Annotated in this window: 24 protein-coding genes; 15 read left to right on the plus strand and 9 right to left on the minus strand. The window is 71.1% G+C overall.

Going from position 1 to position 22,912, the window contains the following annotated elements; translation table 11 throughout:
- The first annotated feature begins 43 nt into the window (after positions 1-43).
- Positions 44-1,174, plus strand: a complete 1,131-nt coding sequence (locus ACFHNC_RS00690) for a PQQ-dependent sugar dehydrogenase (protein ID WP_437167275.1) — start codon at positions 44-46, stop codon at positions 1,172-1,174.
- A 237-nt stretch (positions 1,175-1,411) separates the two neighbouring features.
- On the opposite strand, the gene ACFHNC_RS00695 is transcribed toward ACFHNC_RS00690, so the two are convergent.
- The 3 genes from ACFHNC_RS00695 to accD all read right to left on the minus strand — a co-directional run bounded on the left by ACFHNC_RS00695 (position 1,412) and on the right by accD (position 5,410).
- Positions 1,412-3,106, minus strand: a complete 1,695-nt coding sequence (locus tag ACFHNC_RS00695) for a solute carrier family 23 protein (protein WP_437167276.1) — start codon at positions 3,104-3,106, stop codon at positions 1,412-1,414.
- An 85-nt stretch (positions 3,107-3,191) separates the two neighbouring features.
- Positions 3,192-4,472 carry a bifunctional folylpolyglutamate synthase/dihydrofolate synthase gene (locus tag ACFHNC_RS00700; RefSeq protein ID WP_437167681.1) on the minus strand — a complete coding sequence of 427 codons (1,281 nt, stop codon included), beginning with the start codon at positions 4,470-4,472 and terminating at the stop codon, positions 3,192-3,194.
- Between the two features lie 5 nt (positions 4,473-4,477).
- Positions 4,478-5,410 (minus strand): acetyl-CoA carboxylase, carboxyltransferase subunit beta, encoded by a 933-nt coding sequence (gene accD, locus ACFHNC_RS00705; RefSeq protein WP_437167277.1) that lies wholly within the window; start codon positions 5,408-5,410, stop codon positions 4,478-4,480.
- Between the two features lie 250 nt (positions 5,411-5,660).
- Here accD and ACFHNC_RS00710 point away from each other — a divergent pair, with 250 nt between their 5' ends.
- The 9 genes from ACFHNC_RS00710 (at position 5,661) to ACFHNC_RS00750 (ending at position 13,605) form a co-directional block, all read left to right on the plus strand.
- Entirely contained in the window at positions 5,661-6,200 is a 540-nt protein-coding gene (locus ACFHNC_RS00710; protein ID WP_437167278.1) for a GNAT family N-acetyltransferase, read from the plus strand.
- Between the two features lie 152 nt (positions 6,201-6,352).
- Entirely contained in the window at positions 6,353-7,258 is a 906-nt protein-coding gene (locus tag ACFHNC_RS00715) for a LysR substrate-binding domain-containing protein (protein WP_437167279.1), read from the plus strand.
- A gap of 352 nt (positions 7,259-7,610) precedes the next feature.
- On the plus strand, positions 7,611-9,095 hold the full coding sequence (gene hydA / locus ACFHNC_RS00720; protein ID WP_437167280.1) for a dihydropyrimidinase: 1,485 nt from the start codon (positions 7,611-7,613) through the stop codon (positions 9,093-9,095).
- 123 nt (positions 9,096-9,218) lie between these two features.
- Entirely contained in the window at positions 9,219-10,085 is an 867-nt protein-coding gene (locus tag ACFHNC_RS00725) for a hypothetical protein (RefSeq protein WP_437167281.1), read from the plus strand.
- Between the two features lie 42 nt (positions 10,086-10,127).
- A complete protein-coding gene (locus ACFHNC_RS00730) occupies positions 10,128-11,183 on the plus strand; it encodes a PstS family phosphate ABC transporter substrate-binding protein (RefSeq protein WP_437167282.1) in 1,056 nt (351 codons plus the stop codon).
- Between the two features lie 23 nt (positions 11,184-11,206).
- A complete protein-coding gene (locus ACFHNC_RS00735; protein WP_437167283.1) occupies positions 11,207-11,962 on the plus strand; it encodes a hypothetical protein in 756 nt (251 codons plus the stop codon).
- Between the two features lie 22 nt (positions 11,963-11,984).
- Positions 11,985-12,419 carry a hypothetical protein gene (locus tag ACFHNC_RS00740; protein WP_437167284.1) on the plus strand — a complete coding sequence of 145 codons (435 nt, stop codon included), beginning with the start codon at positions 11,985-11,987 and terminating at the stop codon, positions 12,417-12,419.
- Between the two features lie 28 nt (positions 12,420-12,447).
- A complete protein-coding gene (locus ACFHNC_RS00745) occupies positions 12,448-12,765 on the plus strand; it encodes a hypothetical protein (RefSeq protein ID WP_437167285.1) in 318 nt (105 codons plus the stop codon).
- Positions 12,766-12,804: 39 nt separating this feature from the next.
- The gene (locus tag ACFHNC_RS00750) at positions 12,805-13,605 is read left to right on the plus strand and encodes a DUF4239 domain-containing protein (protein WP_437167286.1); all 801 of its coding nucleotides are present in this window, start codon (positions 12,805-12,807) and stop codon (positions 13,603-13,605) included.
- A 7-nt stretch (positions 13,606-13,612) separates the two neighbouring features.
- On the opposite strand, the gene ACFHNC_RS00755 is transcribed toward ACFHNC_RS00750, so the two are convergent.
- Positions 13,613-14,215: a hypothetical protein gene (locus ACFHNC_RS00755; protein WP_437167287.1), complete on the minus strand. Its 603-nt coding sequence runs from the start codon at positions 14,213-14,215 to the stop codon at positions 13,613-13,615.
- Between ACFHNC_RS00755 and ACFHNC_RS00760 the strand changes: the two genes are divergently transcribed.
- The 4 genes from ACFHNC_RS00760 to ACFHNC_RS00775 are packed head-to-tail and all read left to right on the plus strand — an operon-like array spanning position 14,207 to position 17,164.
- Positions 14,207-15,274 (plus strand): hypothetical protein, encoded by a 1,068-nt coding sequence (locus ACFHNC_RS00760; protein ID WP_437167288.1) that lies wholly within the window; start codon positions 14,207-14,209, stop codon positions 15,272-15,274. The two genes, ACFHNC_RS00755 and ACFHNC_RS00760, sit on opposite strands and share 9 nt — an antisense overlap.
- Positions 15,274-15,849 (plus strand): hypothetical protein, encoded by a 576-nt coding sequence (locus ACFHNC_RS00765; protein ID WP_437167289.1) that lies wholly within the window; start codon positions 15,274-15,276, stop codon positions 15,847-15,849. Before ACFHNC_RS00760 ends, ACFHNC_RS00765 begins: the two co-directional genes overlap by 1 nt.
- Entirely contained in the window at positions 15,846-16,259 is a 414-nt protein-coding gene (locus ACFHNC_RS00770; RefSeq protein WP_437167290.1) for a DUF6524 family protein, read from the plus strand. Before ACFHNC_RS00765 ends, ACFHNC_RS00770 begins: the two co-directional genes overlap by 4 nt.
- The gene (locus ACFHNC_RS00775; RefSeq protein ID WP_437167291.1) at positions 16,256-17,164 is read left to right on the plus strand and encodes a hypothetical protein; all 909 of its coding nucleotides are present in this window, start codon (positions 16,256-16,258) and stop codon (positions 17,162-17,164) included. The genes ACFHNC_RS00770 and ACFHNC_RS00775 overlap by 4 nt, the downstream gene beginning before the upstream one ends.
- Here ACFHNC_RS00775 and ACFHNC_RS00780 read toward each other — a convergent pair.
- Complete coding sequence (locus ACFHNC_RS00780; RefSeq protein ID WP_437167292.1) at positions 17,124-17,951, minus strand: helix-turn-helix domain-containing protein; 828 nt, start codon at positions 17,949-17,951, stop codon at positions 17,124-17,126. The genes ACFHNC_RS00775 and ACFHNC_RS00780 overlap by 41 nt on opposite strands.
- A 45-nt stretch (positions 17,952-17,996) precedes the next feature.
- Here ACFHNC_RS00780 and ACFHNC_RS00785 point away from each other — a divergent pair, with 45 nt between their 5' ends.
- Positions 17,997-19,232: an MFS transporter gene (locus ACFHNC_RS00785; RefSeq protein ID WP_437167293.1), complete on the plus strand. Its 1,236-nt coding sequence runs from the start codon at positions 17,997-17,999 to the stop codon at positions 19,230-19,232.
- A 166-nt stretch (positions 19,233-19,398) separates the two neighbouring features.
- Here ACFHNC_RS00785 and ACFHNC_RS00790 read toward each other — a convergent pair whose 3' ends face one another.
- The 4 genes from ACFHNC_RS00790 to ACFHNC_RS00805 all read right to left on the minus strand — a co-directional run bounded on the left by ACFHNC_RS00790 (position 19,399) and on the right by ACFHNC_RS00805 (position 22,857).
- Positions 19,399-20,571 (minus strand): cupin domain-containing protein, encoded by a 1,173-nt coding sequence (locus ACFHNC_RS00790; RefSeq protein ID WP_437167294.1) that lies wholly within the window; start codon positions 20,569-20,571, stop codon positions 19,399-19,401.
- Positions 20,572-20,579: 8 nt separating this feature from the next.
- Positions 20,580-21,059, minus strand: a complete 480-nt coding sequence (locus ACFHNC_RS00795) for a hypothetical protein (protein WP_437167295.1) — start codon at positions 21,057-21,059, stop codon at positions 20,580-20,582.
- Between the two features lie 158 nt (positions 21,060-21,217).
- The gene (locus tag ACFHNC_RS00800) at positions 21,218-21,640 is read right to left on the minus strand and encodes an OmpA family protein (RefSeq protein ID WP_437167296.1); all 423 of its coding nucleotides are present in this window, start codon (positions 21,638-21,640) and stop codon (positions 21,218-21,220) included.
- Complete coding sequence (locus ACFHNC_RS00805) at positions 21,637-22,857, minus strand: cupin domain-containing protein (RefSeq protein ID WP_437167297.1); 1,221 nt, start codon at positions 22,855-22,857, stop codon at positions 21,637-21,639. The genes ACFHNC_RS00800 and ACFHNC_RS00805 overlap by 4 nt, the downstream gene beginning before the upstream one ends.
- Positions 22,858-22,912 lie beyond the last annotated feature (55 nt).

Raw genomic sequence — 22,912 nt, forward strand, 5'->3', positions numbered from 1 at the left:
AGGCGGCGCTGGCAGTGACCGGACGCCGCCTTACATGCCGGCCATGATCAGACGCATCCTGGCCCTGGCCGTTCTCGCCCTCCCCCTGCCCGCGCTGGCGCAGGATGGAGAGATCGTACGTTCCGAGCGTGCGACCTTCCGCCTCACCACATTCGCCACCGGGCTGGAACGGCCCTGGGGCGCGGCGTTGCTGCCCGATGGGCGCCTGCTGGTGACGGAACGCCCCGGCAGGCTGCGGGTGGTCGGCCGCAATGGCGCCGTCTCCCGCCCGCTGGACGGCGTGCCGCAGGTGGAGGTGGCGAGCCAGGGCGGGCTGCTGGATGTGGCACTCGGCCCGGATTTCGAGACCAGCCGCGAAATCTTCCTGTGCTCCGCCACCCTGGTGCAGGGCGGCGCGCTGACGCGGCTGACCCGTGCGCGGCTGTCCGACAACGCTTCGGCGCTGGAGGCGGTGACGCCGATCCTGGATGCGACGCCGGCGCAGTCCTCCGGCCGCCAGCATTATGGCTGCCGCATCACCTTCGGGCCGGATGGTCGCCTGTTCCTGTCCACCGGCGACCGCAATGTGGACCGGATGCGATCGCAGCGGCTGGATGATCTGGCCGGCAAGATGCTGCGGGTGGACCGCGAAGGCCGGCCGCAGCGGGACAATCCCTTCGCCGATCGCCAGGGCGCGCGCGGCGAGGTGTTCAGCTATGGCCACCGCAGCCCGCAGGGCCTGGCCTTCAACCCCTGGACCGGCAGCCTGTGGCAGACCGAGCACGGGCCGCGCGGCGGTGATGAGCTGAACATCATCCGCCCCGGCGCCAATTACGGCTGGCCGGTTGTGACCCACGGCGTGAACTACAGCGGCACGACGATCAGCGAGCAGAAATCGGCGCCCGGCATGGAAGACCCGATCCGGGTCTGGACCCCGGTGATCAGCCCCGCCGGCATCGCCTTCTATGACAACGCGGCCTTCCCCGGCTGGCAGCGCAGCCTGTTCATCGCCGCGCTGAACAGCCCCGGCCTGGTGCGGCTGACCACGGACGGCGACCGGGTGACCGGCGAGGAACGCCTGCTGTTCAACCGCCGCATCCGCATGCGTGACGTGCTGGTGGCGCAGGATGGCGCGGTGCTGGTGCTGACGGATGAGGTGCAGGGCCGCATCCTGCGTCTGGCGCCGGCGGAGTGATACCAACGGCCACCTCCGGCGACTCGTTGGTATTCTTGTCTTGCCTTCAGGCGCCAGGCGCGGCCTCCGGCCGCTTGGCTCGTCGTGCCGTAAGGCACGCCGGCGGCGTGACGCACAGGCGGCGGGCCGCATTCGCGGCCTCGGCCGCTGATTGCGGCCGCAGGTCATCCGATTCCGCCGCTGGTATAAGGCGCCGTCCTGCTGGGGATGGCTCGGCCACAATCCGCGGCAGGGCCTTCAGTGATCGTAATGCAGGCGCAGCTCGTGGCGGCCATCCGGTAGCACCGCCTCCGTCACCCGGTCCGCCGCGCGGCGCAGCATCAGCGTGGCGAGCTGGGCGGCCAGGGCGGCATCGTCCTCCGCCTCCAGGCTGGGCGGCGTACCGTCGGCCGCCAGCAGGGGCGCGCCCGCCCAGCGCAGCGTGGCGTCCAGGTTGAACTCGTCGAAGCGCGCGGAAAGCTCCGCCGCGCTGCCTGGCGCCATCAGCGCGGGCAGGGCGTGGGCCACTTCCTCCAGCGCGTCCTCCACCCGCGCCACCACATCCGCCCGGGCGCCCCAGGCGGCGCCGGATTGGCGGGCGAAATCGCGCAGCGGCGCCTCGCCATCCTCCGGCCGCCAATCGGCCCGGCGTTGCTGCGCGGCGCCGATCCGGAAGGCCGCGACCAGCAACAGCGCCGCCACCATGGCCAGCACGAGGGAGGAGGAAACCAGCAGCCGCGCCGCCGCCGGCAGGCCCGAGAAAATCTGCGGCGCTGCGTCATAGGACAGGCCGATCACCAGCGCGGCGCCGACCACCAGCGTGCGCCGCGCATCCATCAGCCGCTGCGTGACGATGCCCATGCCGGTGACGGTGATGAAGGCGGCAGCGAAGAATAACGCCGCGCCCAGCACGCCGCGCGGCACCGCCAGCACCACCTCCGCCGAGCCTGGCACCAGCGCGAGCACGACCCACAACCCACCCACCGCCAGCCCGACCCGCCGCGCGGTGACGCCCGTGGCGATCGAAAGCCCGACACTGGCGGTGTAGCTGTTGATGCCCGGCACGCCGAGCACGCCAGCGACGCAGGTGCCCAGGCCATCGGCCAGCGCGCCGGCCTTCATCGGCCCGAAATCCGGCCGCCGCCATTCCGGGTCCGTGGCGCGCTGGCAGGCCACCACATCGCCGCAGACCCGCACCAGGCAGGCCAGCGCGCCCATGGCGAAGCCGGGCAGCAGGGTCCATTCGAGGGATGGGGTGGCCAGCGGCCAGCGAGGCACCTGCCAGACCACGGGCACCGGCAGCAGCGGCGCCCCGGCCACCAGCGCCCCCACCACATGGGTGGCGAAGCCCAGCACCAGCCCGGCCAGCACCGCCACCGGCCGGAACCGTGGCCCGCCCCAGACGGTCATGCCGATGATGACCGCCAGCGCCACCGCTGTGGCCAGCAGATCATCCGTGCCGCGATCCAGCCCGGGGCCGAAGCCCAGCATCAGCCGCAGCGCCAGCAACCCGAGGGTGACGCCGATCATCAGCACCACCAGCCCCACCAGCTCCGTCGGCAGCCAGGGGCGCAGGCGTTTCACGGCGAAGGACAGCGCCACCTGGGTGACGCCCGCCACCAGCGTCATCGCCGCCACCGCGCCCAGCCCGCCGAGCTGCGCGGCCACAAGCGTCGGCGGCAGGTAGATGGCGGTGAAGACGGCGGGCAGCAGGAAGCCGGAGCCGATGCCATGCCGCCCCCAGGCCTGCAGCAGCGTGGCCAGCCCCAGCGCCAGCATGGCGAGCGAGAGGTAGGAGGACAGAGTCTCCGCATCCGCCCCGGCGGTATCCGCCACCAGCAGCGGGAAGACCAGGGTGACGGAGCCGAGGCCGATATGCTGCAGCGCCGCCGGCCACAGCACGGCGGGCGGCGGCGCGCTGTGCAGCGGCCAGCTCGTGGTCCTGTCTTCCATGCGCCCCCCCGGCCGCGCCCCGTCACCTTCCGAGGCCTGCATACGTCATGCACGGAGCGTGGGCCGGGCGCCAGACGGGACGTCGTCAGCCGTCGAGCTTCAACACCTCGCCCGCCAGGTACAGGCTGCCGCAGATCAGCACGCGGGCCGGCCCGGAATCGCGCGGCAGCGCGGCCAGTGCCTGCGCCACCGTGCCGCCGGGATGCGCGGCGCCGCCACTGGCCGCCACCACGCCGGCGACGGTCATCGCCAGATGCTGCCCCGGCTCCGCCACGGCCCAGAGGCTGCTGGCCGCCGGGATGATCGGGGCGAGGAATTCCGGCACCTGCTTGCCCGCCTTCATCCCCACCAGCACATGAACCGGCCGGTCGGCGAAGGCCTGGCGGATATGCTGGCTGAGGACCACGCCGGCGCCGGCATTGTGCCCACCATCCAGCCACAGCTCCCAGCCTTCCGGCAGCAGCGCCGCCAACCTGCCGGTCAGGCGCTGCATCCGGGCCGGCCATGTTGCCTGCGCGACGCCCTGCTGGATGGCCGCCTCGGTCAGCCAAGCTGGGTTCCAGGCGCGCAGCGCGGCGATGGCGATGCCCGCATTCTCCACCTGGTGCGGGCCGGGCAGGCCGGGGCGCGGCAAGGCGATGCGGCCGAAGGCGTCCGACCATTCCAGCGTGCCGTCCGGCTTGGCCACCACATCCCAGTCGCGGCCGCGCAGATGCAGCGGGGCGCCGCGCTCGGCGGCCTCGGCCTCGATCACCGGCCGCGCGGCTTCCGGCTGGAAGCCGGTGGCGCAGGGCACGCCGGGCTTGATGATGCCCGCCTTCTCCCAGGCGATCCGGGAAATATCCTCGCCGAAGAAATCCATGTGATCGCGGGAGATGCTGGTGATGGCGGTGGTGGCCGGGCGATCCACCACATTGGTCGCGTCGAACCGTCCGCCGAGACCCACTTCCAGCACCAGCAGGTCCGCCGGCACGCTGGCGAACAGATGCAGGGCGACCGCGGTGGTCACCTCGAACACCGTGATCGGCTGGCCCGCATTGACCTGCTCGACATGCTCCAGCGCTTCGGCCAGCGCTGCTTCCGTCACCAACTCCCCGGCCAGGCGGATGCGCTCATGGAAGCGCACCAGATGCGGGCTGGTGAAGACGTGCACGCGCAGGCCGGCGGCCTCTGCGATCGCGCGCAGGAAGGCGCAGGTGCTGCCCTTGCCGTTGGTGCCGGCCACATGCACCACTGGCGGCAGCCGCCGTTCCGGGTGGCCCAGCGCCGCCAGGCAGCGTTCCAGCCGGCCGAGGCTGAGGTCGATCAGCTTCGGATGCAGGCCGTGCAGCCGGTTGATGATGTCCTCGCTGCGCGAGGCGGGCAGCGTACTCACGCCGGCTCCACGGCCTCAACTTCGACCGTCTCCGGCGCGGGCAGTGCCGGAAATTCCTCCGGTACCGGCTCGGCCGCCAGGGTCGGCTCCCGCAGCAGCGAAATCACCTGCGCCAGCGTCGCGCGCATGTCATGGCGCTTCACCACCATGTCCAGGATGCCGTGCTCCAGCAGGTATTCGGCGCGCTGGAAGCCCTCGGGCAGCTTTTCGCGCACCGTCTGCTCGATGACACGGGCGCCGGCAAAGCCGATCAGCGCGTTGGGCTCGGCGATCTGGATATCGCCCAGCATGGCGAAGCTGGCGGTGACGCCGCCCGTGGTCGGGTCGCACAGCACGACGATGAAGGGCAGCCCGGCCTCCTTCACCATGCGCGTCGCGATGACCGTGCGCGGCATCTGCATCAGGCTGATGGCGCCCTCCTGCATCCGCGCACCGCCGGAGGCGGTGAAGACGATCAGCGGGCTGTCCTGCAGCACGGCGAGCTTGGCCGCCGTCACCAGCGCCTCCCCCACCCCGGCGCCCATGGACCCGGCCATGAAGCCGAATTCGAACACGCCGAGCACCGCCTTGCGGCCCAGGATCTGGCCCTGCGCCACCAGCACCGCGTCATCCATGCCGGATTTCTGCTGCGCTTCCTTCAGCCGGTCGGCGTATTTGCGCTGGTCGCGGAACCGCAGCGGGTCCGCCGGCGCCTTCGGCAATTCGATGCGCGACCAGCCCTCATCCAGCGTCGCCTTCACCCGGGCGGCGGCGGTCATCCGCATGTGATGCCCGCAATGGGTGCAGACATGCAGGTTCCGCTCCAGGTCGCGGTGGAAGATCATCTGCTCGCAGGCGGGGCATTTGTGCCAGAGATTGTCCGGCACCTCCCGCGGCTGCCCGAACAGGGCCTTCACCTTCGGCAGCGCCCAGTCGGAAATCCAGTTCATCTCTATCTGCCCTCAAGCGCCGGGCGCCGGCTTCGCCGTCGTGCCCCAAAGGGGCCTCGTCGCGCGCATCGCGCGCGCGCCGCCATCATTGAAGCGGAGGTAGGGGCAATGGGGGCTCCGGCGCAAGTGGGCGGACGTTGCCTCGCGCTGCCGAGGTGTCGGCCCCTCGCGTCGAAAAGCTTTGACAGGTTGCCGATGCAGAAACCAGCATTGTCGGCCTCCTGTTCAACTCGCCAAGAGGAGACGCAGCGTGAGCAAGAAGCCTCCGGCAGGAACGGGCACGACGGTTGTCCGCCAGGCCAGATCCGCAGCCGAGCTCGACGATGTCCGCTTTCTCATGCGCAGCTTCGTGGCCTGGCACCGCGAGCGGCATGTTGCGCACATCGACCTGATCAACCGGTACTTCGACGAGGCGGAGTTTGAGCAGGAACTCGAAGGACTGCCCGGGAAGTACGCAACCCCGCAAGGGAGCCTCCTGATTGCATACCGCGACCAGGAACCTGCCGGCTGCGTCGCGCTGCGCGACCTCGGTGACGGCATCGGTGAGATGAAGCGGATGTTCGTGCCGCAGGCGCACCGCGGGATCGGTGTCGGCCGCGATTTGGCGGTGCGGATCATCGAGGATGCCCGGGGCGCGGGCTACCGCTCGATACGGCTGGATACGAGCTTTCGCCAAGCCGAAGCCATGCGCCTGTACGAGCGTGTCGGCTTCGGAAGGATTGCGCCCTATTACGCGCTGGAAGAGGACATGCGGAATTTCCTCGTGTTCTTCGAGCTGCCCCTGCGCTGAGACCCGTCCATCGCCCTGGCGTCAAGCCGGTTCATCTCCGGTCATCGAACAAGCGCCGCGATCAACCGTGACGATAGACGACATATATCGGACAACCACTTCCACCCCTGATATATGCTATCGCCAATGATAAGTCGGGGAACGCCGCCACCATGAACCTGCGCGATCTGCGCTACGCCCTGGCGGTGGCGGAACACCGGCACTTCGGCCGCGCCGCCGAGCTGTGCAACATCAGTCAACCCACCCTCTCCACCCAGCTCCGCAAGCTGGAAGATGAGCTCGGCGTGGTGCTGTTCGAACGCACCAACAAATCCGTCGTGCCCTCCATGGCCGGCGAAGCCCTGCTGGCCCATGCCCGCGCCGCCGTGGACTCCGCGGACGCCATGCTCGCCCTCGCCCAGGCGTCCCGCGACCCGCTGCGCGGCCGTCTGCGCCTCGGCATCATCCCGACGCTGGCCCCCTACCTGCTGCCGCTGATCTTCGGCCCGCTGCGCGACGCCCTGCCCGACCTGGTGATCGAACCCTGGGAAGACGTCACCACCGCCCTGCTCGAGCGTCTCCGCGCCCACGAACTCGACGCCGCGCTGCTGGCAACCAGCGTCGAAGGGCCGGACCTCGACACCCAAGCCCTGTTCACCGAACCCTTCCTGGCCGCCCTGCCCCCCGAACACCCCCTCGCCCACCAGGATCGCGTCCGGGAAGAAGACCTGGCGCCCGACGTGCTGGTGCTGGCCGACGGCCACTGCCTGCGCGACCAGGCCCTCGCCGCCTGCGGCAACCCCGGACTGCGCGCCGGAGCCCTGCGCGCCTCATCCCTCTCCACCCTGCTGAACATGGTCGCCGCCGGCTACGGCACGACCCTCATCCCCGGCCTCGCCGCCGGGGTGGCGCGCGACGCCGGCATCGCACTCCGCCCCCTGACCCACAAAACCGGCCGCGACATCCAACTCATCTCCCGCACCACCTTCCCCCGCCGCGCAGCCATCGACGCCATCGCCACCCTCATCCGCACCCGCCTCGCCCCCTTCGCCGACAGCGCCGCTCACGGCGAGGTCTGACCGATCGGCCCGGGAGGCCTGGGCTGATTGAGGTGGCGCCCGTGAGGCGGGGAGGACGCTGTCCTCCCCGCACCCCACCTGCAAAGGGCTTTGGCCCTTTGAACCCATGGCTCATAAGCGGAGAAGCGGAGGGGGCCAGCACGACCGCTTGTTCGCAGGCCCCTCCAGCCCCCTCCGCTTCTCCGCTTAAGTTCCCGCGGTCCAGGGGCCGGGCCCCTGGCATGGGGGTGCAGGGGGAACAGCGTTCCCCCTGCAATCACGCAGCGCAGCCTCAGCCCGCCAGGCCTCCGGGCGATGGACAGCCGCCGCGGGGCTGCGCCAGTCTGGCAGCGTGGGATGCAGGGGGTGTGGGATGGCGGCGTTTGATCTGGTGGTCCGGGGTGGCACGGTGGCCACGGCGGCCGAGGTGTTCGAGGCGGATATTGGCATTGTCGGCGGGCAGGTTGCGGCCGTTGGACGCAATCTGGCGGCGGGGCGGGAGGAGGTGTCGGCCAAGGGCCTGGTGGTGATGCCGGGCGGGTTGGATCCGCATTGCCATCTGGAGGAGCTGGCGCAGGACGGCTCGGTGCATGAGGAGAGTTTTGCGAGTGGCTCGGCGGCGGCGCTGGCGGGCGGCACCACCTCGTTCATCTGTTTCCTGCCGCAGTGGAAGGGACATTCCCTGGCGGCGAGTGCGCCGGGGTATGAGGCGCGGGCAGCGCAGTCGCGGTGTGATTATTCCTTCCACCAGATCATCACCGACCCGACGCCGGAGGTGCTGGAGCGCGAGATTCCGGCGCTGATCGCGCGGGGGGTACGCAGCCTGAAGGTGTTTCTCACCTATGATCCGCTGCGGTTGGATGATGCGCAGTTGATCCAGGTGCTGGCGATCGCGCGGCGGCATCGGGCTTTCGTCACGGTGCATGCGGAGAATTACGAGGCGATCGGCTGGCGCATCGACGCGCTGCTGAAGGCGGGTCTGACGGACCCGTTGCAGCATGCTTGGTCCCGCCCGCCGGTGGTGGAGCGCGAGGCGACGCATCGCGCCATTGCGCTGGCAGAGCTGGTGGACCAGCCGGTGCAGATTTTCCATGTGAGCTGTGAGGAGGCGGCGGAGGAGATTGCCCGGGCGCGGGCGCGTGGCGTGAAGGTATGGGGCGAGACCTGCCCGCAATACCTGACCCTGTCGCATGAGGATTTGCAGGGCGCGGATTTCGCGGGCGCCAAGGCGGTATGCTCCCCGGCCTTGCGTGCGAAGGGAGAAAACGAAAAAGTCTGGCGGCGCATCCTGGATGGCACGCTGGATATCGTGTCTTCCGACCATTGCGGCTTTTCCTTCGCAACGTCCAAGCGTGCGCCGGGCAGTGGCGGCTATGGCATGGGCAGCGCCAATCTGCGCGAAGATGGCACGCCCGCCTTCAACGCCATTCCGAATGGCGTGCCGGGCATCGAGACGCGGCTGCCGGTGCTGTTCAGTGAGGGTGTCTCCAAGGGCCGCATCGACCTGCCGCATTTCGTTCGGCTGAGTTCTGCCAATGCGGCGAAGCTGTTCGGGCTGGAGGGTCGCAAGGGCAGCCTGATGCCGGGCGCCGATGCGGATCTGGTGCTGTGGGACCCGGATGCGGAGCGCACCATCCGCAATGCGGATCTGCACCACGCCATCGACTACACGCCGTGGGAAGGCTTCGCCGTGAAGGGTTTCCCCAGCGTCACCATCGCCGCGGGCAAGGTGGCGGTGCGAGACGGCAAGGTGCTGGCGCAACCTGGTGACGGGCGTTTCCTCGCGCGCGGGGCCTATGCCATGGCGCGGCCGAGCGGGCGCGTGCCGGATGGCTTCGACGCGGCCTCGGTCGAATAACGACCGGAGGTTTTCCCGCGCCGCAACATCATGCGGCGCGGCTTTCACCGTTTCACAACTTCTCCCCGGTTACGCTCCCGCAGGCGGCTGCCGATTTGGCCGCGCTTCAGGGGCAACAAAACCGTGGCAATCGAGATGGATGCGCGGGCGGAGCCTGCGCCGATCCCGCCCTTCCGCCGCGTTGGCGTGGCGGCGGGGATTGTGCTGGGGGCGTCGGTCGCCGCCTCGGCGCTGCTGGTGCTGTGGCCCTCCGCGCTGAGTTCCGCCGGCGCCGCCTCCCCCGCCGTGGTGCTGGCGGTGGAGGATCGGGCAGCGGCGCTGGATGCGCTGCTGCGCCAGGCCAATGCCCAGCTTGCCGGCCATGCCGCGCGGGCGGAAGACGCGGCGCGGCAGGCGGCGGCCAGCGCGCAGCGCCTGGCGGAGCTTGAGGCGCGCGGCCCGACCGCGGACCGGTTTCTCGCCGCGGCGCTGCTGCTGCAATCCAGTGTCGCCACGCCACGCCCCTGGCTGCGCGAATACCAGGTGATGATGGCGCTGGCCCCGCCCGGTGCCGTGCCGCGCCCGCTGGCGGAGGTGCTTGCCAGCCATGCCGCGCGCGGCCTGCCGGGCGAGGCGGAGCTGCGCGACCGCTTCACCGCGTTGGCGCCGCAATTGCTGGACCGTGCGCCGCAGGACCATTCGCTGATGCGCCGTGCGGGGCACGCCGCGCGCGGCGTGCTGTCCGGCATCGGGCTGGCGGCGCCGCCGGAAGCCGGGCTTCAGGCCATCGCTTTGGCAGGTATCACCGAGCATCTGCGCCGCGGCAATCTGGCCGGCGCGGTGGCGGATGCCGGCGCGCTGGATGCCGGGCTGCAGCCGCTGTTTGCCGGCTGGCTGGCACAGGCGCGGGCGCGCATGGCGGTGGAACAGGCGGTGCAGGAAACGCTGCTGCGCGCCCTGGCGCCACCACCGCAGCCGGCGCTGGCCGCCGCCACCACGCTTCGGAACTGAGATCGCGCCGCTTCACGCCTGCCTCGCACGGGAATTCCGAAAATGGGCCGTCTCCGCACGCTACTGATCGGCCTGGCACTGGCCACCACCACCGTTGTCCCGGCGCTGGCACAGGGGGTCATGCGGGACCGGCTGGTGATCATTTCCTCCAACTCCGCAGACACCGTCGCCCGCATGCTGGGCGCGAGCTTCACGGAGCGGTTCGAGGGGGTGCGCGAACCGACGCGTCGTGCGCTGCCGACCTCCGGCGCGCTCGACCTGTTCTGCGCCGGCATCGGGCCGCAGACGCCGGACATCGCCGTGGTGGTGCGGCGCATGGCGCGCAGCATGGTGGAGACCTGCGATGGCAACGGCGTGCGCGACATCGTCGAGATGCGGATCGGGCTGAGTGCCGTGCTGCTGGCGGTGCGCCGGGGCGAAGGCGCCCCCAACCTCACCTCCCGGCAGGTGTGGGAGGGTTTGGCGGCGGAACGCATCGCCGATGAGGAATTCGTCCCCAACCGCCGCGCCTTGTGGTCCGAGGTCGCGCCCGCCCTGCCGCGCATGGAGATCCGCGTGCTGGCGCCCCATCTCGGCACCGGCACCAACGGGCTGTTCGAGGATATGATCCTGGAGGGTGGCTGCCGTGACGTGAAGCAGGTCCGGCTGCTGTTCGAGGCCAGCTACCGCCGCGGCAAATGCGTGACGCTGCGCGACGATGGCAGGGTGCAGCGGGTGGCGGAGCTCGATGTGCCGGCGGCGCTGCTGGCCAGCCCGCCCGGCACCATCGGCGTGATCTCCTACGACCAGTTGCAGGCCAGCGGCGGCAACCTGGTGGCGCTGTCGCTGGATGGGGTGCTGCCGACCCAGGCCTCCATCTACGCACAGGAATTCGTCGCAACGCGCACCGTCTATCTCTACGCCAAGCGGCAGCATACGCGGCTGCGCGAAGGCATCGGCGTGGTGCGCGGCATCCGCGAATTCCTGGACGAGGCGACCAGCGAGGCCGCCGCGGGGCCTGGTGGCTATCTCTCCGTCACCGGCCTGGTTCCGCTGCCGCCCGCGGATCGCGCGGCGCAGCGCCGCACCGCCGAACGCCTGACCCTGATGTCCCGATGACCCCCGCGCCGGAGACCCACGCCATGCCCCGCATGCAGCCCCCTCGCCACGCCGCCCGCATGTTCACCTGGCTGCTGGCCGGCAGCCTCGCGCTGCCGCTGCTGGCCGGGGATGTCGCGCAGGCCCAGCCCGCCTCGCCGCAACCGCAGAACTCACCGCGTACCATGGTGACGGTGCCGTTGCAGGATCTGGCGGAGGATGGGCTGGCCGATCGGGCGGGCGAGCTGTGGGGCAGCGTGCTCGACCTGTTCGGCTTCAGCAGCGGCGCCAGCCACTTCATGCGCCGCCACGGCGCCTTGCGCGGCAGCCGCACGCATGATGACGACTTCACCTGGCTGATGGACATCGCTGGCTACAAGCTCAAGGAGATCGAAAGCTCCATCGGCCTGATCCCCAGCTTCGGCCTGACCTTCGGCCAGGCGCGGGAGCTGACGGAAGCGGATCGCGACTATGTCGAGCGGATGCTGGACCGGCACGCGCAGCGTAACCCAGGGCCGGTGGCGGTGATCCAGCGCACCATCGTGCGCGGCATCCTGGATGCGACGGAAATCGGCGGCTTCACCGTGGACAAGGTGGATGTCGATCTGTTCCCGCTGCCGCGTGTGAAATTCGTGCTGACGCCGACGGATGCGCCGCTCGGCATCGAGGCCAGCCGCATCCTGCGCGCGATCGACCGGCTGAATGCGCGCGTGCAGGGCATGGCGACGGGGCCGCAGGGCATGGACCTGCCGCGGGAGCCACAGGCCCCCGCATTGCGTCCCGTGACGCTGGCACATTGATCGACGAGGCGGGGGATTTTCGATGAACGCTGGCGACCAGGATGGCCGCAACCGCTTCGGCGAGTTGGTGAAGCTGCAGATGCAGGGGCGCCGCTTTCTCGACAGCGCCGAGGAACGCCGGCTGCTGGAGGAGGGGCTGACGCGCTACGGGCTGCGGCTGGAAGATGCCAGCGGCGTGCTGCGCGCGGCGGCGGAACAGGACCAGATCGCGCTGGAAGGCGAGGTGGGCCGATCCTCCGGCCTGCTGCTGCGGACCATGGCGGACCGGCGCGGCCGCGTCGCGCGGCAGGATTTCAACAAGGCGGTGGCGTTCTATCGCGCCCGCGCGGGCGCCGGGCTTTCGGAAGCGGAAGCCGCGCGCCGCGTGAAGCGGCGGATGGAGGAGATGGAGCTGGCGCCGAAGCCGCATGGGCGGCTCATCCGCACCCGGCGCTGGTGGCGGGCCATCGATGGCTGAGTTTCATTCCCTTATGAAAGGACCACGCATGAAGACGATCCTGGCGATTCTGCTGCTGGCCGGACTGGCGCTGGTGCCGCAGCGGGCGATGGCACAGTTGGGCACGTCGCAATCGGTGATCACCACGCCCGCGATCCCCGCCGTCACGCTGCCTTCGGTGACCATCCCGGCGCTGCCGGCGCAGCGCATCACGGCGGGCCATGCCATGGCGCTCGGCGTCGGGCTGTTCGCCGGCGCGGTGGTCGGGTCCGTGATGATCCAGGGCGGCGCGCTGGCGGCAACCATCGGCGGCGTGGCCGGGCTGGCGGTGGGGCATTGGGCCTGGACGGAAGCCGAATTCGACTGACGCGGCACGCGGCCCAGGATGGGCAGCCCAGGAGGGGCAATGGAATTCTCGCTGCCACACGCGATCGCAGCCTTGCCGACCTGGCTCGCCATGCTGCTGGCGGCGGGCGTCCCGATGCTGCTCGCGCTCGGCATCGGCCATGCCATGCACCAGATCTTCACCCCGCAGGAATTTGCCGCGAACGCGCAGATCGGTGCGGTGAAGTATGGTCTTGTGGTGGAGGTCTATTCGGTGATCGCGGCGCTCGCCTTGGTTGGGGCCTGGGACATCTACCAATCCTCGCGCGCAACGGTGCAGCAGGAGACGTCGAATCTCTACATGCTGGCGCTGGCGGTGGACAGCTTCACCGGCCCGGACCTCGCCGCGACGCGGGAGGAGATGCGAACCTCCATCCGCCTCTATGCCGGCGCGGTGGTGACGCATGACTGGCCGGCGATGCAGGCCAGCCAGTCCAGCACCGGCTCCGAAGCCGCGTTCCAGCGCGTGGCGCGGGCCTTCCTCGATGTCGAGGGTCGGACTGACGGCTCCCACTCCGTGAAGGAGAATGCGGCCGCCTGGGTGGCAAATGTCGCGCAGGCGCGGATCGAGCGGCTTTCCCTGATGTCCCGCACCCTGTCCGGACTGATCTGGATGCTGGTGCTGACCGTCTCCGTCGCCACCATCACCTTCCAATGGTTCTTCGGCGGCGGCCATGTGGCGCTGCACTACACGATGGGCGCGGTGATCGCGGTGATCGTCGGCGCGGTGCTGCTGGTGGCCCTAAAGCTGGCCTTTCCCTTCGTCGGCGACCAGGCGCTGCTGACGCCACGGCCCTACCTCGCGCTGATGGAGGTGAAATGAGGTGGCCTCAGTGTCCCCCTCCGCGCGGCGCGTGGCGCCAGCGCTGGAAAGCGAACAGCAGCAGCGCGAACAGCCAGAAATTCAGCAGCGCCAGCATCCAGGCCAGCAGATGCACGGCGTAGTGCAGCACCAGCGCCGTGCTGGCGGCGAGCAGCAGGAAGGCGCCGAGCGCGCGCAGCCGCGCCCAGCCGCGCCACCAGCGCAGCGCAGCCAGCGGGCCGGTGGCCAGCAGCAGCAGCGCGACGCCGCCGGGCAGCGCGCCCAGGCCGCCCTGCACCAGCGTGTCGCGCGCATTTTCGAGCGTGGCCCGGCCGGGCAGGCCGTGCCGCAGCAGGAAGCCCGGCAGATCCAGGCTCCACGGCCCCTGCACGACGAAGATGCTGGAGAGGCGAAAGCTATCGCCATGTGGCACGGCCAGCAGCAGCGCCACGCCGCAGGCCAGGCCTGCACTCAGCGCCAGCACATGCAGCAGCGGCACCGCATCGGCATCGGCCGGCGCCAGCGCGTGATAGACCAGCCCGGCGGCGCGCAGCAGGCCCAGCGCCAGCAGGATGGCGAGCGCGGCCTCCGCCCCGCCCCAAAGGATCAGCCCGATGCCGCCATGTTCCATGCGCGGAAGCTAAATCGGCCGGCCAGCGCGCGTAAGGGGATTCGCGCGGCGGTTGTGCTGGGGCTGCTGCTTTTCACCCTGCCGGCATGGGCGGCGCCGATGGCGGTGCGGAACCCGGATGGAAGCTGCGGATTGCGCGACGTGCCGGAGGCGGCGCTGCTGGCCTGGGACCAGCATCTGGCGGCGGAAGCGGCGCGGCTGGAGGGGATGGCGCAACGCCTGCTGGCCGATGCCGCCGCCATGCGCCTGACCCCGGCGCGGGAGGCCGTGCCCGCCTTTGGCGACTGGGCCTATGGCTGGGTGCAAAGCTACATGACGGCCTATCGCGTGCTCGGCCTGGCGGCGCGCGGCCTGGCCGAGGGCGTGGTGGAGGCCGATGCCGCCAGCCTGCCCGACCGCATCGCCCAGGGCATGGCCACCCCGGTGCGGGAGGCGTTTCGCAATCGCGTGCTGGCACCCGCCATCCCGCCCGCCGCGCTGGCGCAGGACCGCGCGCATGTGCGGGACGTAATCGGCGCGGAGTGGCGGCTGGCGGTGGCGGGCGTGGCGCAGCAGGCGCAGGCGCTGCCGCGCGTTTCACTGATCGCGCCTGGCGCCGTCGCGGTGCCGCGAGTGGATCTGTGGGCCGCCGCAAGGCCGCTGGCGGATTGGCAAGCGGCGGATGCCGACCCGATGGCGCTGGTGGTTGAGGAAGGGGCCGAGACCGGCACGGTGTTCCTGCGCTCCATGCGGCCCATGGCGGCCAGGCTGGGCGCCGTCGCGCTGCGGGTGAGCGAGGCGGGGTCCATCGTCGCCACCAGCGGCGCCTTCGGCTACGCGCTGGGCGGCTCGCCCGGGGTGGCGCTGGGGATGGTGGGCGGCGTCGGCCTGTCCTGGGGCCTCGATTACGTGCTGAACCGCGTCGATTCCGCCCTGCACCGCGGGGCCTTCGAGGCGCAGGCGCTAGAGGCGATCGACCGCGCGGAACAACGCCTTCCGGCGCAGGGGCGTATCGCGGTGGCGGCGGCGCTGGCGACGCGACGCGGCGAATTGCGCGCCGCCAATCCGGGATGCGGCTGATGCGATACCTGTTGGCCCTACTGCTTCTGTTGGCCGTGCCGGCGCAGGCGCAGCCTGCCCAGCCGCCCCTGCTGGCGCTGGCGGGGGCGGAACTGCTGCTGCCGCATCTGGCCCGCCCCGCGCCCTTCCCGCGCGCCTTGGCGGTGACGCAGGCGCTGACTGGCGATGAGCCTGGTTGGCAGGCGCTGCTGGCGCCGCTGGATGCGGTGGCGGACCATGGCGCGCCGCTGCCGCGCCAATTGGCCGCCAGCTTCCCCGCCGCGGCCAACGCCGCCGTGCTGGCGGAGCTGGGTCATGCGGCGGAGGCCGGGCGGGTCTGGCGCTGGATGGCGGGTGCCATGCGCCTCGGTGCGCGCTTCGGCGGCGGTGACAGCCCGGCGCTGGCCGCCACCGCGGCGGCGGAGGCGCTGCTGGACCAGGGCGCGCTGCGGGCTGCGGACCAGGCGCTGGCCACACTGTACGGCCCGGCGGCCGCGGCGTTGCAGCCCTGGCGGCAGGGGCTGGCCCGGCGGCTGCTGATGGAGGATGCGGCCGCCGCGCTCGCCGCCGCCGTCTCGACCCGGGTGCGGCCATGACGCAGCGGTTCAACTGGCAGGGCGTGGTGGCGCGCGGGCTGTTCAGCCTGTTCGTGGTCTTCGCGGTCTACAACCCCTCCGGCTATTCCTACCTGCATTGGGTGCTGGGGGGCTTCGAGTGGTTCTGGGCCAAGCTCGCCACCGGGGCTCTGCTCACCATTGTGCTGCTGATGCTGTGGCGCACCACGCGCGGCGTGCTGAAGCCGCGCGGCATGGTCTTGGTCACGCTGTTCTGCATCGGGGTGGCGATGACGCTGGCGGGCATCACCGGCACCTCGATCCTCAACCCCGGCTCGCTGCTGATCGGCGCGCTGCTGACGCTGGCCGCGCTGTTCACCGCGGGCCTGTCCTATTCCCATGTCGATCACCGCCTGGGCGGCATCAGCCATACGGAGGAAGTGGCGAAATGAGCATGACGCAAACCCCGGCCCCGCCCAGCAAGGCGGACGCCTTCGTGGTGAGCTGCATCGACCCTCGGCTGGTCGATGACGTGACCTACCTGATGGAATCGGTCGGCCGCACCAACCGCTATTCCGAATTCCGCATCGCGGGCGCGGCCCTTGCCGCCGTGGATCCGGCACGCCCGGCCTGGGGCCAGGCGCTGTGGGAAAACCTGGCGGCATCCCGCCAACTGCATGGCGTGCGGAAGGTGGTATTCGTGAACCACCGGGATTGCGGCGCCATGGACCTGTTCGCCGGCCGCCGCCTGTCACTCGACCCGGCGGATGAGCTGCGCCAGCACCAGGCAGTGATGGACCGGGCCGCCGCCGGCGTCCTGTCCCGCCACCCGGATATGCAGGTGGAACTGCGGCTGATGGAGCTAGATGGCCGCTCCACCCTGCTGCCCTGCGCCGCCTGCGCCGCCGGCCCCCTGCGGGCGGAGGCGGTGCCCCCGCCGGGCTTCGCCGACCTCATCCGCCTGCATCTGCGCGACGGTCCGCTGGCGCCAGAGGCAGAGCGTGCCCTGCTGACCGAGGGCGTCACCCGCTACGGCCTGACCGCCGAGGCCGCCCGTGCCGCCCTGGCCGCCGCCGCCGCCGCGCGGGGCGAGCCCACCGGCGCGGCGGCGGCGCGGGAGGTGCTGACCTACCTCCGCAGCCGCGCCGATACCGGCAACCGCGTCGCCCGCACCGAAGTCGTGCGCGGTGCCGCACTGTACCGGCGGCTTTCGCCCGGCCTCGCCCCGGCCGAGGCCGAGCGCCGTACCGCGGTGCTGATGGAAGGCGCAGGGCTGGTGCCGCGGCCGGACGGGCTGCTGCGCTCCACGCGCTGGTTCAATCAGATGGCCGCTCCCCCCGCGCCGCGCCCGGCGTGATGCCGAAGGCGGCGCGGAAGGCGGCACCGAAGGCCGGTGCGCTGGCATAGCCGACGGCGGCGGCGGCACGCGCGGGGGTCTCGCCCCGCGCCAGGCGAGAGGCGGCTTCCGCCAGCCGCAGGGTCTGCCGCCAGCGGGCGAAGGACAGGCCGGTCTCCGCCTGGAATCGGCGTTCCAGCGTGCGCGGGCTGGCGCCGGCCATGGTCGCCCATTCCTCCAGCGTGCGGGTGCTGGCAGGCGCGGCGCGCAGCGCGGCGGCCAGGCGCTTCAGCCGCGGGTCGCGCGGTTCCGGCACGCGGAAGGGCAGCGACGGGGCGCGGGCGATTTCGTCCAGGATCAGCGCGGCCAGATGCCCGCCGCGGCCGGCCTGGTCCCATTCCAACGGCTCCGCGCAGGCGGCCAGGATCAGTTCCCGCAGCAGGGTGGAAACGGCGAGGACGGTGGTGGCGCCCGGCCCGGCGGCGGCGGCATCGGCGCGCAGGAACAGCGCGCGCATGGCGACGCCGCCCTCCGTCAGCACCTGGTGCGGCGCGCCGGCGGGCATCCACAGCGCATGCATCGGCGGCACGACGAAGCCCGCATCATCCGTCGTGATCCGCATGATGCCCTGCGTCGCGTATAGAAGCTGGGCGCGGTCGTGGCTGTGGCGCGGCACTTCCTCCCCGGCCGGATAATCGCGGGCGAAGGCGGCGAGGGGCCGGTCCACCGCTTCCTGGGGCAGACCTCGGCCCGGTGCGGGGTTGGGCGCGGGAATCTGGCGGGTTGGCGACATGGTCTGTCGGGGCATCTGTGATCCGCCAGGCTAGCATGACAGCAGGTCAGGGGAACGGTCATGGACGCGGCAAAGCGGCAAATCTGGTTCGTCAACGCGGCGCATATCTTCACCCATTACGGGCTGCTGATCCTGGCCACTGCCGTGCTGGCCATCATGCTGCAGGAACCGGCGATGTTCGGCACGGATTACGGGCCGATCCTGGCGCTGGGGACCGGCATGTTCGTGCTGTATGGCCTCGGCGCCCTGCCGATGGGCTGGCTGGCGGAGCGTTTCGGGCGGCCGGCGCTGATGGCGGCCTTCTTCCTCGGCAGTGGCGCGGCGCTTGTCCTGGCCGCCTTCGCGCCCGGCCCCTATTGGCTGGCTGGGGCGCTGGCGCTGATGGGGGCGTTCAGCGCCATCTACCACCCGATCGGGACGGCGATGCTGGTGGATGCGGCGGGCGCGCGGGTCGGTGCGGCCATGGGCATCAATGGCGTCTTCGGCAATCTGGGCGTGGCGCTGGCGCCGGTGGCGACGGCCTTCGTCGCCGCCTGGCTTGGCTGGCGCTGGGCCTTTGCGATCCCGGGCCTGCTCAGCATCGCCATCGGCCTGCTGTATCTGCGGGAGGGACCGGAAGATGTTGCCAAGACCAAGGCGGCGGGCAAGCCCTTCCCCGAGATCCCCCGCGCCGTGGTGCGCCGTGCCGTGGTGGTGCTGCTGACGCTCGCCACCGTCTCCGGCTTCATCTTCAACGCCTTCACCCTGCTGCTGCCGAAGCTGATGGCGGAGCGTCTGGCGAACAGCCCGGACCTGCTGCCGGTGGTGGGGCTGCTGGCCTTCCTGGTGACGATCTGCGGCGGGCTGACGCAGTTCACCGTCGGCCGCCTGATCGACCGCAACACCCTGCGCCGCGTCTTCCTGCCGCTGGCCTGCATCCAGATGCCCGGCTTCCTGCTGCTGGCACAGCTTCAGGGCTGGATGGTGCTGCCGGTGGCCGGGCTGATCGCGGCGGCAATCTTCGGCCAGGTGACGGTGAATGAGACGATGACGGCGCGCTACGTGGCGCCGGCGCTGCGGGCGAAGCTGTATTCCATCCGCTTCTTCGTGGGGTTTCTAGGCGCCGCCGCGGCCAGCCCCTTCATCGCCTGGCTGCACGCCACGGCGGGGGGGCTGGGCAGCGTATTGCTGGTGCTGGCCGGCTTCGCGGCGGTGACCTTCCTGTGCGCGCTGGCCTTCCCGAACCGGAAGGAGGAGCTGGCACCGGAGCTATGGGTGGCGCCGGCGCCACGAGGCGCGGTGCAGGCGGCGGAGTAGCTTCAGTGACCGTTTGAGAATGCCGGCGGCTGAGGACCCGCGGGGGATTTTTCGTCCCTGCAAGGCGCCGGATGCCGCCGATGCTGGTTGCATCGGCAAATCCGGCAACACAGCAGGGGCGGAAAAGCGCCGCGGGACCGACCCGTCGGTGTTTTCAAACGGTCATTCAACCCTCCGCCAGCAGCCCCAGTCGGCGAAGCTTGCGGCAGAAGCTCAGGCTGTCCTCGCCGAGTTCGGCCGGCGTCGCACCCTCTGCCAGCTTTTCCACCCAGCCGGTCTCCTGGCTGGTCAGCGCCAGCGGCGCCCCGGCCCAGCGGAGGGAGGCCCCCTCCCCGGAAGGCTCCGGCACCAGCGCATGCAGCGCGCCGGGGGCGAGGTGCAGCCGCGTCCCGGCCTCCGGCAGTTTCGGAAACAGGCCGCGGGCGAGCAAAGCGGGTTGGTCCGCCGCCAACCGGTCCAGCAGCGCCAGCGCTGTGCGGTCGAGCGCCGCGGCCTCCGCCAGCTTCGCGGCCAGGGGCTGCGCCAGCGCGGCCAGCGCGCCGGGGCCCTCGGCCAGGCGCCAGGTGGGGAAGGCGGCGCGCAACGCGGGGTCGGATTCTTCCAGCAGATCCACCGCCAGGCGCAGCACCTCGGCGAAGGATGGCTCCATGAAGCCCACGGTGACGTGCAGGGATGGTTCGCCATCCTGCGTCGCCGCGTCATGCAGCACGCCGCGCGGCACATACAGCGCATCGCCGGGGCGAAGGGTGATGGTCTCCGCCTCCGCCAGCGGCTCGATCCCGCCGGGCCAGGGCGTGCGGCGGGTCGGGTTGGGGAAGGGCTGGCCGGGCCAGATGCGCCAGGCCTTCTCACCCTCCACCTGCAGCACCAGCACGTCATGCGTGTCGTAGTGCATCCGGAAGCCCTGGGCGCCGGGCGGGGTCAGGTAGATGTTGGCCTGCACCGCGTGCAGGAACACCTGCTCCAGCCCGCGGCAGAAGCGCGCCAGGGGCGCGTGCATCTGGTTGAACTGGGAAATGACCAGCGTCGCCCCGGCATCGAAGGTGGCGAACAGGGCGGGCAGGTCCAGCGCGCCGTCCTCGAAGGCATAGTCTTCCTCCGGCACCGCGGCGCTGCCCTTGCGGCTACCATCGGCCATGGAGATGCGCGGCCTTGCGGCGGCGTCCGTCGCCAGGAAGGCATCGATCTCCGCGATCGAGACCAGGTGCCGGTAGCGGTCCGCATCCTGGCCCGGGAAGTGCCGCCAATCGGGGCTTTCGCGCAGCGCCAGCCCGTCTTCCAGCGGCAGGCTGCCGAAGGCGAGGCGCCAGGCCTCCTCGGCCAAGGTCGGGCCGCTCATGCGGCGGTTCAGTAGCCGCGCCGGCCGCGGCCGGGCCCATCGGACGGGTCGCTATCCGTCAGCCCGCGGCGATAGACACGCGCACCGCCGCGGCCCCGGCCGGGACCATCGGAGGGATCGCTATCGGTGATGCCGGTGCCGCGATAAACGACGCCGCGGCCGCGCCCGGGCGGATCATTCGGGTCGCTGTCGGAGGTGCCGGCACTGCGGCGATAGCCACCGCGCCCGTAGCCGGGCGAGTCGTTCGGATCGCTATCCGTGACGCCACTGCCGCGATGCCCGCCGCGGCCCCGGCCCGCCGGGTCATTCGGGTCGCTGTCGCTGATTCCGGTGCCGCGACGCACCTGCGCCGGCGGGGGTGCGTAATACACCGGCCCCTGCTGCGGCACGCAGGCCGCGGCGGGCAGCACGCCCACCATGGCGGCCAGGCGCAAAACGAATAGCCGGCGGTTTGGCTGCGGCGGCTTCCCTTCCGACTCGTCGGTCACCGGCGTGCTCCCATCCCGTTCGGTCTTGCGCCTTGGCGGGCGCTACACGGCCATGATGCCGCACATCGGGAGGATGTTACAGATCGATAGGCAAATAATTTCCAAAGATTTCGCCCTAAGGTCGGAAATCCTGCGCTTGTTGCGATTAATTCTTAGCTTCAGCGCATTGGCAGCAGCACAATCGTCACCGCGCGCGCGCCTGGCTCATCCACTCGCCCACTGAAGGCGCCGACACGGGCTTCCGCCCGCACCCGATCCCGCTCCACCCCAAGCTCCGCCAACCGCAGGGCCACCGCCCGTGCCCGGCGCGCCGCGATCTGCGTGCTGGTTTCGGCGCCAACGCTGCGATCGGCATGGCCCAGCACGCAGATCAGCCGCCCGGGTTCCTCCCGCACCAGCGCCGCCGCCGTCGCCACCGCGCTGCGTCCGGCGGGGCCGAGGGTGGAGCTGTTGCGGGCGAAGGGCACGGCGATGACCTCATCCTCCAGCTGCTCCGCGCCGATACAGTTGAAGGGCCGCACCTGCGCCGCCGCCGGGGCGGCGAGCAGCAGGCAGGCCAGGCCAGCCAGCGCGGCCCTCATGCCGCCGGCACCAGCAGGCCGGCGGCGGCGAGCCGGGCGAGCAGGCCGGCGGCATCCACGGCGGGCGCGGCGGCGGCGAGTTCGGGCAGCGTCACATCCGGCCTTGCCAGCAGCCAGGCGGCGGCCTCGGCTTCCGGCGGGCTGACCACCACAGCGCCCTGCGGCCCCTTCACCACCCATTCCGCCCCGCGCCGCACCGGCTTGGCGCCGGCGGCCAGGATGCGGAAGGCGGGCGCGTCCCCGCCGGACGGCGCCGAAGCGGGCGCCATGCCGCGCGCCGCCAGCATGTCAAAGCCACCGCGGCTGTAGCGGTAATTGCCGACGAATTGCGCCAGCACCTCCATCACCTTCGGGTCACGGCACAGTTCGGACAAGCGCTGGCCAAGCAGCCCGGCGCGCTGCGTCAGCGCGAATTTGGCGGGGTTGGAGCCATCCTGCCGTGGCAGCGGCTTGCGGAATTCGGGGTCGTAGAGAATGCGCTCGGACAGGATGTTCATCAAATCCATGCCGAGTGGCGCATGCACGCCATAGGCGACATGCACGCTGGCCGGCGCCTCCGCCAACGCATCGTGGTACCAGCCACGTGGCAGGTACAGTAGGTCCCCGGGCTGCATATGCACCGTGCCGCGCAGCTTGCCGCGCGCCTGGTCGTGATGCGCCTGGCCCTGGCCGCGGAAGGCGGGGTGGGGAATCGGGTAGTCGGCCCGGCCTTCCCAGATGTTCCAGATCTTCTCGCCTTCCACCTGCACTGCCCAGACATCATGCGTGTCGTAGTGGGTGTGGAACGCCTTGTGGCTCTGCCAGCTGATGTAGACATTGGCCTGCGCCTTGCCGAGCCCGGCGCCTTCCAGCGCGTCGGAGACACTGGCGAGGCCGGCGCTGAGGCTGTCCACGTCGTTCATCACCACGCTGGCGCCCTTGGCGATCCAGCCCTGCACAAGCTTCGCATCCGGCTGCAGCACCGGCGTGCCGTCGCGGCTGGTGGCGCGGGTGCAGAACTGTTCCGCCGGCACCGCGGCGCTGTCCATCACCAGCTTCAGGCTGGTGCTGGTCCAGATATGCGTCATGTCCAGCAGCCGGTTGATCTGCCGCCAGGACAGCACCTCCGCGAATTTCGCCGGCGTGCCGCGGATATGCAGCGGCTGGCGGTCCAGATGCTCCGCGAAGAAGCGCTCCGGCGTGACGGGGGCGAGCAGGGCGGCGAGGCTGTCGATCATTGCGACAGAATAGCCTGGATGCCGGCGAAGTTGCACCAGGGCTTGTCGCGCCGGC

This window comes from Falsiroseomonas sp. E2-1-a4 (genome assembly GCF_051433165.1).
GTDB lineage: Bacteria > Pseudomonadota > Alphaproteobacteria > Acetobacterales > Acetobacteraceae > Falsiroseomonas.